This is a genomic window from Burkholderia sp. JPY481, assembly GCF_038900515.1.
Classification (GTDB): Bacteria; Pseudomonadota; Gammaproteobacteria; order Burkholderiales; family Burkholderiaceae; genus Paraburkholderia; species Paraburkholderia youngii.
In genome coordinates, this window is the sequence record NZ_JAYMRT010000056.1 from 1 (window position 1) to 9571 (window position 9571).

Sequence of the window (9571 nt, forward strand, 5' to 3'; positions counted from 1 at the left end):
TGGTGGCGCGCAGCAGCGGGCGCGAGCAGGTGGTGTTCGGCACGGTGCTGTTCGGGCGCATGCATGGTGGCAGCGGCGCGGACCGGGCGATGGGGCTGTTCATGAACACGCTGCCGGTGCGGCTCGACGTGGATGGAACCGGGGTCGGGGAGAGTGTGCGTCGCACCCACGCGCGGCTGGCGGAGCTGCTCACCCACGAGCATGCCCCGCTGGCGCTGGCGCAGCGCTGCAGCGGCGTTGCGGCGCCTGCGCCATTGTTCAGCGCGCTGCTGAACTATCGCCACAATACGCTGGCGGCGCTTCAGGGCGCCGCCGCGGACGATGTCCCGGGCGGCATCGAGTGGCTGGGTGCGCAGGAACGCACCAACTATCCCCTGAGCCTGTCGGTGGAGGACTGGGAAGAAGCACTGGGCCTGACGGCGCAGGTGAGCGGGCCGGTTTCTGCGGAGCGGGTGTGCGGCTACATGCAGTGCGCGCTGGAGCATCTGGCGGAGCTGCTGGAGCGCTCGCCGCACACGCCGGTGCGGGAGCTGGAGATCCTGCCGGCGGCGGAGCGCGGGTATCTGCTGGAGGAGCTGAACCGCACGGAGGCGGCGTATCCGTCGGAGCGGTGCATCCATGAGCTGTTCGAGGCGCAGGTGCGGCGGGCACCGGAGGCGGTGGCGCTGGTGCATGAGAACGAGAGACTGAGCTATGGCGAGCTCAATGCGCGGGCCAACCGGCTGGCCCATCATCTGATCGCACTCGGAGTCAGGCCGGATCAGCCGGTGGGGATCTGCGTGGAGCGCAGCGCGGCGATGGTGGTGGGGCTGCTGGCGATCCTGAAAGCGGGGGGCGCGTATGTGCCGCTGGATGCGGCGTATCCGGGCGCGCGGCTGCGGCAGATTCTGGGGGAGGCGGCGCCGCGGCTGGTGCTGGCCGATGCGGCGGGGCGTGCGGCGCTGGGCGCGGAGGCGCTCGCTGGGGTGGGGCTGGTGGAGCTGGAGGCGCAGTCGCCGGCGTGGGCCGGGCAGCCGTCATCGGATCCGGATGCGCGCGCGCTGGGCCTGGGTCCGCACCATCTGGCCTATGTGATCTACACCTCGGGCTCCACCGGCACGCCCAAGGGCGTGATGGTCGAGCACCGGGGGGTGGTGAACTTTCTATCGGCGTTTTCAGAGATATCTTCAATTTCTGACCGCGATACTTTTTTGGCTTTGACCACCATCTCGTTCGATATTGCGGGGCTCGAACTGTTCCTGCCTTTGAGCACTGGGGCCGCAGTCGCCCTTGCAAGCCGTAAGGATGCAATCGACGCCATGGCCTTACGCCATTACATAGCACATCACAACATTTCTTTCATGCAGGCGACTCCGGCAATGTGGCGCCTGCTCTTAGATGGAGGCTGGCAAGGAACACCAGCGCTGAATGCGGTATGTGGGGGAGAAGCGTTACCTGCAACTCTGTCACTTCGCCTAAATGAAGCGGTGAACTCTGTAAAGAATTTCTACGGGCCAACCGAAACAACCATCTGGTCATCCTTTTTTCCTATTGACACCCCATTCGGCGTGCCACATCAAGGTGTACCGATCGGCCGTCCGATTGCGAACACGCGGGTGTACGTGCTGGACGGTCATGGCGAGCCGGTGCCGTTCGGGGCGGTGGGCGAGCTCTACATTGGCGGGGCGGGGGTGGCGCGTGGCTACCTGAACCGCCCCGAGCTGACAGCCGAGCGGTTCATCGCCAGTCCCTTTGTGGAGGGCGATCGGCTGTACCGCACGGGGGACCTGGCGCGGTACCTGCCGGACGGCAATCTGGAGTTTCTGGGGCGCACCGACGAGCAGGTCAAGATCCGGGGCTTTCGCATCGAGCCGGGCGAGGTGGCCGCGCACCTGTGCGGACATGCATGGGTACGCGAGGCGGTGGTGGTAGCGCGCGAGGAGCGGGCCGGCGAGCCGCAGCTGGTGGCGTATGTGGTGGCCGCAGCGGAGGCGCAGGAAGCGCAGCTTGCGGCGACGCTGCGCGCGCATCTGGTGGGGCAGCTGCCGGACTACATGGTGCCGGCGGCGTTCGTGCCGCTGGCGGCGCTGCCGCTGACGGTGAACGGCAAGCTGGACCGCCGGGCGCTGCCGGCGCCGCAGGACGATGCGTATGCGCGGCGGGGCTACGAGGCGCCGCGCGGGGAGCTCGAGACGGTGCTGGCGCAGCTGTGGGCGGAGCTGCTGGGGCTGGAGCGGGTCGGTCGGCATGACCACTTCTTCGAGCTGGGCGGCCATTCGCTGCTGGCCGTGCGGCTGCTCAGCCGAGCACTGGATCGGGGAATGAAATTAAGCGCTATCGATCTATTCGAAGCCCCCGTCCTGAAGGATCTTGCCTCCAAGGTCGAGATGGACATGGATCCTCATGTGTCTGGAGTGTTGCCGGTCCGTTTGGCGGGAACTCAGCCTCCCGTTTTCTTTGTTCCGACAGGCTATGGAGATTTTTCGTATGTCTCCACTTTAGCAAAAGAAATGGAAGTGGATAGTCCCATCTACGCTCTACCATGGCCCTCCTTCAAAGATCGTTCACTGACTCTTGAGGAGATCGCAACACATACACTGTTGACGATGAAGAAGATTCAGCCACGAGCTCCCTACCGGATTGCCGGATATTCGTCCGGTGCGATCCTCGCTTACGCGATTACTCAGCAGTTGCTGCGCTTCGATGAAACGGTATCTTTTCTGGGTCTTATCGATGCCCCGCTGCCAGCAAATTCTCCGAAAAAATCTGATGCCGAAATAATACTCGAAATGGTATTTGAACCTCTGGAGTCTTTGGACGATGAACGATTCGAACTGCTACAGCGCTGCGCTAGGAACAGTTCTGTTCCGCTACTACTCCAAAAGGCACAGGAAATTGGGGCGATAGTTGTAGAAGCGGATTTCTACGAAACCGTCGAAACGTATATCCATTTTCAGCACGCGTTACTGAACTATCAGGTTCCATCCCTGCAAGTCGAAATTCACCAGTTCTATGCATCTGAGCTTCCCGAGAATTTCCGGGCTGGGCGCACTCCGGATGCAACGGAGGCTAAGAAGATTGCACCCATGCATGGCTGGGACCGAGTTCTAAATCCCGAGGCCATTCACGCCATACCGATTCCCGGCGATCACGTGACAATGATGGCCGTGCCGGAAAACCGTCGGATTCTTGCACGCGCGCTTTCCTTATGCTTAAGCAGCACACCACACCCGCGAACAATAGGGCCCTGACGCTATGACAACGCGCTCGCACAATCTCGACAGTTACCTCCCGTCGACTTTCGAAGCCCTAACGCAAGGAGGGGACCCGCGGATCGAACTCGACACCGCCGCAATGATCAACAAATATGGGGGGCGACCGATACCAGATACAGGACTGTTAGCATTTGGCTCCGCCACGGCATCTACTATTTCCCTATCTGGCCACTCTGCTGCGCAACAACTACGCTCCCATCTCTTGAGTAGCTTACGGGAGAGAAATCCGGCGGATGTTTATTTGGAGGAGATGTCGAGGCTGCGTAGTGAATTTATCGACCTGTGTGGCTTAGGAGAACTATCTGGATTGGAGGCTATTGTATCCGCTTCCGGCACAGATGCTCACATGCTTGTCGCAAGACTGGTGGCCGGGACCAGCTCTCGCACAACGTTGGCGATCATGGTTCAACCGGAAGAGACGGGGAGCGGTGTCGCGCGTGCTTTGGCGGGCGCCTTGTATCATCGCTACCCCCCCGCGATGAACGATGGGAATGTGGGAGATTTCGGCGATGTCAATCACGTCGAGTCGATAGCAATTCGCTCAGAGGACGGCAGTCTCCGACCCATTGCTGAGGTTGATGACGAACTTGAAGCAACGGTATTGAGTGCTGTAAAGCAGTATGATCGCATTTTGATCGTATTAACCGACGTCTCCAAGACCGGCGTGTTGGGCCCCAGTCCGGATCGTGTCCTCGAACTCAAGCGGCGCTGGCCAAACATCATCGAGACTGTCATCGATGCCTCTCAATTCAGGCTGGCATCGAGCACGTTAGTTAGTTACCTCCGTGCGGATAGTATTGTCATCATTACTGGATCAAAGTTTTTTAGCGGCCCTCCATTTTCCGCAATGTTGCTGGTTCCGGCAGACGCAGCATGCAGATTGATGATGCGGCCGGTCGATCCGGCACTTCGCGTCAATAGCGCGCGCGCAGAGTGGCCGCCACATTGGAATGGCATCATGTCGCTTCACAATGCAAGCAACTTTGGATTGCTTTTGCGGTGGGAGGCTGCCCTCACTGAACTGCGGGATTTTCACGGCATCCCCGCGGAAGGTGTCAGAAAGGTCGTGGAGAACTTCTATAACGCTATTACGTCATGGATGAGTAATTCGCAACAGCTTAGTCTCCTGGAACAACCCGCCTTGCAGCGCCGTCCAACGGAAAATCAGTCGACGTGGGATCAGATACCAACGATTTTTCCTTTCATCTTGTTCGAGTTTAATAACCGAAGAAGGCCGCTGCGCGCGGAGGAGACCACCAAAATCTTCAATCGAATGAAAGCAGACCTTGGTGGGAATTCGCGCGGAGTAAGACGAAAAATATTGTCCGCGCGTTGCGAATTGGGCCAACCCGTTTTATGTGGCGAGATCGATGGGGTTCCTGTTTCTGCGCTGCGGATGAGTCTTAGCGCGCGCTTAATTGTGGAGGCCGTTTGCGAGAAAGATAACAGCGCTGAATATCTAGTAGAACGTGCCATTTCTGTGTTGGAAAAGGTATCTCTTCTCGCTAAGAACAGGGTGCTTGTATCCTGACTTAAAGCAATCTTGGTCGAGCGCCGGGCCTACTGGCGGGCGGCGATCGCAATAGTCGAGAGAGCGCGATATTTGCTTTGGCGTTGCTCGAATATGGTAATGATTTTCAAACTCGAACCAGTGGCACAATGACTCCGATTCAAGGCTGTCAGCCAACCTGCAACGAGAAAATGGCACTGACATCACGAGCAAATAGAAACGATCACTTTGCAGTGCTAGCGGTGATGTGAAGCGGGTCGACCCGCGGGGAGCGCAACTCAATAGTACGGCGTGGATATCCATTCCCGGTCAGAGAATGAGGCCTCTGGACGCGTCTTTCATCAATGGGGGCATTTGATCCAACATGACCGATTGTCCAGCCACAGTTCTCCACTATCTCACGCCGCCGCGCGTGCATTGCATATATCAACAGGGAACTTGGATTGAGCTTGTGCTCAACGGGGACGCGCTTGTGGTGTTAGAAGGCAATTTTGTTAAGGAATGCACAGTGGATAGGCATAAACACGGGGGGTACGACAGAAAGGCCGGCCATGGTCTCGGGGAATTGCCGTTGGTCTCCTGCCAGTCGGTGGAAGCGGTTGAGCCAGCCGAAGCCGCGATCGACCGCCCAGCGGCGCGGCAACGGCACGAAGCCATTTTTCGCCTCAATCCGCTTGATTATCTGAAGCTCGATCTCTTCGTCGAGTGCGGCCTGTGCAGGCTCTTCGCAGGTATATCCCTGATCGGCGAACGCTACCTTGACCGTCTGGCCTTTGGCGTGCTGAATCTGGCGCGCCAATCCTCCGACCAGAGCATGCTCCTGTTCGTTGGCCGGCATCACATGCGCGGCAAGCAACTGGTCGAAGATATCGACCGCCATATCGACATTACTGCCGCACGGCGGAAAGTCATTGGCCAACAAAGGCCACGGCATAGCCGCGCGCACGATCCAGTGCAGTGCATTGAACATCTCGCGCAATTCATTGCAGCGACGCGGCGTGTCTTTGTTCATCAACGTCAGATACGCAGTGGCGAAGTATCAATCTTCATCCGATATATCGGTTGGCTATGGCCTGTGTTATTTCGCCCCGTCAGGATACAAAGCCCGGCACAAAGTGCCTAACGTTCTCAAGATCATTGATGATCCTATCCATTCGGGGGGCTGTAAGAAAGAATATGAGCGATGCAATTTAATGATTCCCGTCGGAGTTCGGAGATGAATTTGAAAATATTTTCTTTGCGAGAGAGGCCGGAACTTATTCCTCTTGTTTTTTCGAGCGAGTTAGATAGCATGTGGCCGGACTTTATGCGCCATGATCGAACCGCAAAGCTCTATTTTGGCGCGGGAGTCTTCTCAAGATACCTAGACTTCGCGTATGCTGGGCTTGTCGACGAGGAGGTCGTTGGGCGCGCTTTCGGCGTTCCATTTGCCTCAAACATCGAGGGCCGCATGGAATTGCCGGACGGCGGTTGGGATGAGGTTATCCGCTGGGCTCACGAAGACAGTCTGCTAGGCCGTGAACCAACGACGATAAGCGCACTCGAAATTACCCTACTGCCAAAGGCGAGAGGTCTCGGTAATGCGCTGGCACTGCTGAATGCGTTGAAGCAATGTGCCAAAATGGCGGGATTCTCAAAGCTTTCGGTCCCCGTTCGGCCAAGCCAGAAACACCATGTGCCCGGGATGCCGATGCTCGAGTATACGCGACTACAACGCCCCGACGGTTTGCCGATGGATTCTTGGTTGCGAACCCACCTCGGTGCTGGAGGAAGGCTCATGAAAATTGCCCCTTATTCCATGACCATCGTTGGAACGATTTCGGAATGGTCACGATGGACAGGGCAAATATTCGAACATTCCGGGAGTGCTGAGGTCGATGGGGCATTGGTGCCGGTGCTCGTTTCAATGGAGCAAAATTGCATCGTTTATGTCGAGCCAAATGTTTGGTTTCAATACGACCTATGATTGATGAAGCTTAATTCTTTCATTCCACGAAGTGAGATACGTCGATATATAAATGATGGCGAAAAAGAAACCTTGGTTTGGCATGCGGGCGTTTAAGTGCGTACTAGTCTTTACTGTACGATACTGGCGCAAACAGCCTGTGAGAATTTCCGCGATCGCGACGCTCGCATTACTGGCCACCCTTGCCGAGGTGGTGACGCCATTCTTTTCTGGGCGACTGGTGGATGCGCTGACAGCTGGTGGCGGTGATATGGGCTTGAAGTCCGCTGCGTGGCACCATGCAGCAAGTACTTTTGGTTTGCTGATTGCATTGGGAGTTGGCACGACCTTGGCGAGACATTTCACGCTTCACAACATTATGGTGCTGACGTTGAACATGATAAGCGACGTCGCGTCGAACGCATTTTGCCGAGTGCAACGTCTCTCCACCGATTGGCATGCGAATAGTTTCGCCGGTGCGACAGTACATAGGATCACGCGCGGTATGTGGGCACTAGAACTGATGAACGACACGCTGCTTCTCGCGTTGCTGCCTTCGCTGCTGATGCTGGGTGGCGCGACGATACTGCTTGGTGTTCGCTGGCCGCTGATGGGTGTCTTGGTTGGCGCAGGCTCGCTGCTGTACATTACGGTCGCAGTGTCGCTATCGCTCGGCTATGTCGCGCCCGCCGCGCACATCAGCAATCTGTGGGACACCCGCATGGGAGGTAGGCTTTCCGACGCGATAGCCTGTAACTCGCTCGTGAAAGCGTTTGGCGCCGAGAGCCGAGAAGAAGCTAGGTTTGCCCGCATAGTCAGCAAGTGGCGTAAGCATACGGCTCGCATGTGGGCGCGCAGCACGACCAATGGTGGAGTCCAGAGCGGCATGCTCGTGCTGATGCAAACCGCGATGCTCAGTGCCGCACTATGGTTCCGCGTGCGCGATGAAGCAAGCGTCGGTGACATCGCGTTTGCGCTAACAATGTTCTATGTCTTGCAAGGTTATCTACGCGAAGTTGGGATGCACGTACGCAACCTGCAACGCTCTGTGAATGATATGCAGCAACTAGTTCTGCTTGAGCGAGAGAGATCTGGCATCGAGGACCGGCCAGGTGCGCGTCCTATCGAGATTCGACGAGGGGAGATTTGCTTCGACCGGGTGACTTTCCAATACGACAAAGTCCGGGAGCCTTTGTACAAGGATTTCTCAGTAACCATTGCGCCCGGTGAGCGCGTTGGGCTGGTGGGCCGTTCAGGGGCGGGAAAGACTACGTTCATAAAACTAATCCAGCGGCTCTACGATCTCAGCGATGGTCGCATAAGGATTGACGGGCAAGACATTTCCCAAGTTGAGCAGACTTCGCTGCGACGGCAGATCGCTATCGTGCAACAAGAGCCGTTGTTGTTTCACCGTTCGCTCGCGGAGAACGTCGCATATGGTAAGCCGGACGCGACGCAGGCCGAGATCGAGCAAGCTTCCGCGCTAGCGAACGCGCACGAGTTCATTGCCGCGTTACCGAACGGATATGCCACGCTGGTGGGCGATCGCGGCGTGAAGCTTTCGGGCGGTGAACGTCAGCGAGTGGCTATCGCTCGTGCTTTCTTGGCAGACGCGCCAATCATTATTCTCGATGAAGCGACCTCGAACCTTGACGGCGAAAGTGAAGTGCTGATTCAGCAGGCGATGGAGCGGTTGATGGTTGGGCGTACCACACTCGTGGCTGCACACCGCCTGTCCACGGTTCGTGCGCTCGATCGGCTGCTGGTGTTTGATCACGGCCGCCTCGTCGAGGAAGGAAGCCACGACCGGCTCGTTCAGCTCGATGATAGTACTTACCGTCGGTTGTTTGATCAGCAGGGATTCGGGTTAGCTCGCGAGATTTGACGACGTTGTGTGCTGCCGTTGCTGACGAGCGGATCAAACGGCGACAAGTCGGAAGCGTTTCGCGGCGCCATCCGACCGTCGTATAGTTCGTTTGGTCCCCCTCCGGTTTGAGTGTGAGGATCTCAATGATCTTCCTTTATGGCCGATTGATTGAAATGGGAGATCAGGTCAAGCGAATGCCGGCGAAGCTCGTCCAGCCATGCGATATCTGCCTTGGTCTGGACTGCGATAACGATTGCGCGTTCATGAACCCGGCCGTCTTTGATTTCAAGGCAACGGGTATCGAGATGGTGCGTTGGCGTGCCTGCAAGAAAAACGATCAGGCGCGGGTCGCGCAAAAGAATGGCGCCGTCTGTACGTCATCTGGTGGGGGACGGCAGGCTACAAGGTCTCGAAGCCACAGAAAACACTTGCCTCACTTTATCAAGTGTCGCGGCTGTATATCAACTTCTTCCAACCGTCATTCAAACTGAAATCAAAGACAGGTCACGGCGCCAAGGTGACAAAGCGCTATCAGGCGAGTTTGACGCCACCCGAAAAGGACGGATACCCCAGGATCGAGAGCGTGCGCGGCATGGCTGAGTTTGATGATGGCGCACTATGCGGACATACTGGTCCTGATCGCATTGCCTCTGGGTCGGGACGCTGGTGGCGCAATACCTTTCTTTTCGCGTCCGGGCAGCGATCGCGGTGAGGCCATGACAAAGGGAGGTACCTTCAGCTTCTATCAGCATATCAGTGTGGCGCGCGGCCTCCGTCACGGCCAAAGCTGGACGTGTGTTCTGGTGCGGTACGGTATCGTCACGCTGTTTCCGTCGCCGATCGCGGCGCTGCTCGAATGGAAGGTTAGCGCGACCACCGTCATATCCGTCATGCCTCTATTGCTGGCGGTATTCGAAATTGACATCACGGATACGGTGGACTTCTCGGTCTATTCCGCGTCGGGAGCGTTGCTGGGCTTCACGATTCTCTTCGCA

7 protein-coding genes are annotated in these 9571 nt (G+C 57.5%); 5 read left to right on the forward strand and 2 right to left on the reverse strand.

Translation table 11 applies throughout. The features are described 5' to 3' along the window. Both VSR82_RS38935 and VSR82_RS38940 read left to right on the forward strand, forming a co-directional pair. Nucleotides 1-3230: non-ribosomal peptide synthetase (locus VSR82_RS38935; RefSeq protein WP_498858813.1), on the forward strand; the 3230-nt coding region annotated here is incomplete at its 5' end. Between the two features lie 103 nt (nucleotides 3231-3333). Next, nucleotides 3334-4785: a hypothetical protein gene (locus VSR82_RS38940; protein WP_498858814.1), complete on the forward strand. Its 1452-nt coding sequence runs from the start codon at nucleotides 3334-3336 to the stop codon at nucleotides 4783-4785. Between the two features lie 457 nt (nucleotides 4786-5242). Here VSR82_RS38940 and VSR82_RS38945 read toward each other — a convergent pair whose 3' ends face one another. Continuing rightward, entirely contained in the window at nucleotides 5243-5785 is a 543-nt protein-coding gene (locus tag VSR82_RS38945; RefSeq protein ID WP_498858816.1) for a transposase, read from the reverse strand. A gap of 195 nt (nucleotides 5786-5980) precedes the next feature. Here VSR82_RS38945 and VSR82_RS38950 point away from each other — a divergent pair, with 195 nt between their 5' ends. Beyond that, nucleotides 5981-6730 carry a Long-chain-fatty-acid--CoA ligase gene (locus VSR82_RS38950; protein ID WP_410853150.1) on the forward strand — a complete coding sequence of 250 codons (750 nt, stop codon included), beginning with the start codon at nucleotides 5981-5983 and terminating at the stop codon, nucleotides 6728-6730. 55 nt (nucleotides 6731-6785) lie between these two features. Further along, nucleotides 6786-8594 carry an ABC transporter ATP-binding protein gene (locus tag VSR82_RS38955; RefSeq protein WP_498858817.1) on the forward strand — a complete coding sequence of 603 codons (1809 nt, stop codon included), beginning with the start codon at nucleotides 6786-6788 and terminating at the stop codon, nucleotides 8592-8594. Between the two features lie 122 nt (nucleotides 8595-8716). Here VSR82_RS38955 and VSR82_RS38960 read toward each other — a convergent pair whose 3' ends face one another. After that, on the reverse strand, nucleotides 8717-8932 hold the full coding sequence (locus tag VSR82_RS38960) for a hypothetical protein (protein WP_410853149.1): 216 nt from the start codon (nucleotides 8930-8932) through the stop codon (nucleotides 8717-8719). A 249-nt stretch (nucleotides 8933-9181) separates the two neighbouring features. Between VSR82_RS38960 and VSR82_RS38965 the strand changes: the two genes are divergently transcribed. Further along, the coding region (locus VSR82_RS38965; RefSeq protein WP_498858815.1) for a GIY-YIG nuclease family protein at nucleotides 9182-9571 on the forward strand (390 nt) is incomplete at its 3' end.

Coding starts and splice junctions, on each gene's coding strand:
- VSR82_RS38940 (WP_498858814.1), top strand. CDS start 3,334: ATGATCAACAAATATGGGGGGCGACCGATACCAGATACAGGACTGTTA.
- VSR82_RS38950 (WP_410853150.1), top strand. CDS start 5,981: ATGAATTTGAAAATATTTTCTTTGCGAGAGAGGCCGGAACTTATTCCT.
- VSR82_RS38955 (WP_498858817.1), top strand. CDS start 6,786: ATGGCGAAAAAGAAACCTTGGTTTGGCATGCGGGCGTTTAAGTGCGTA.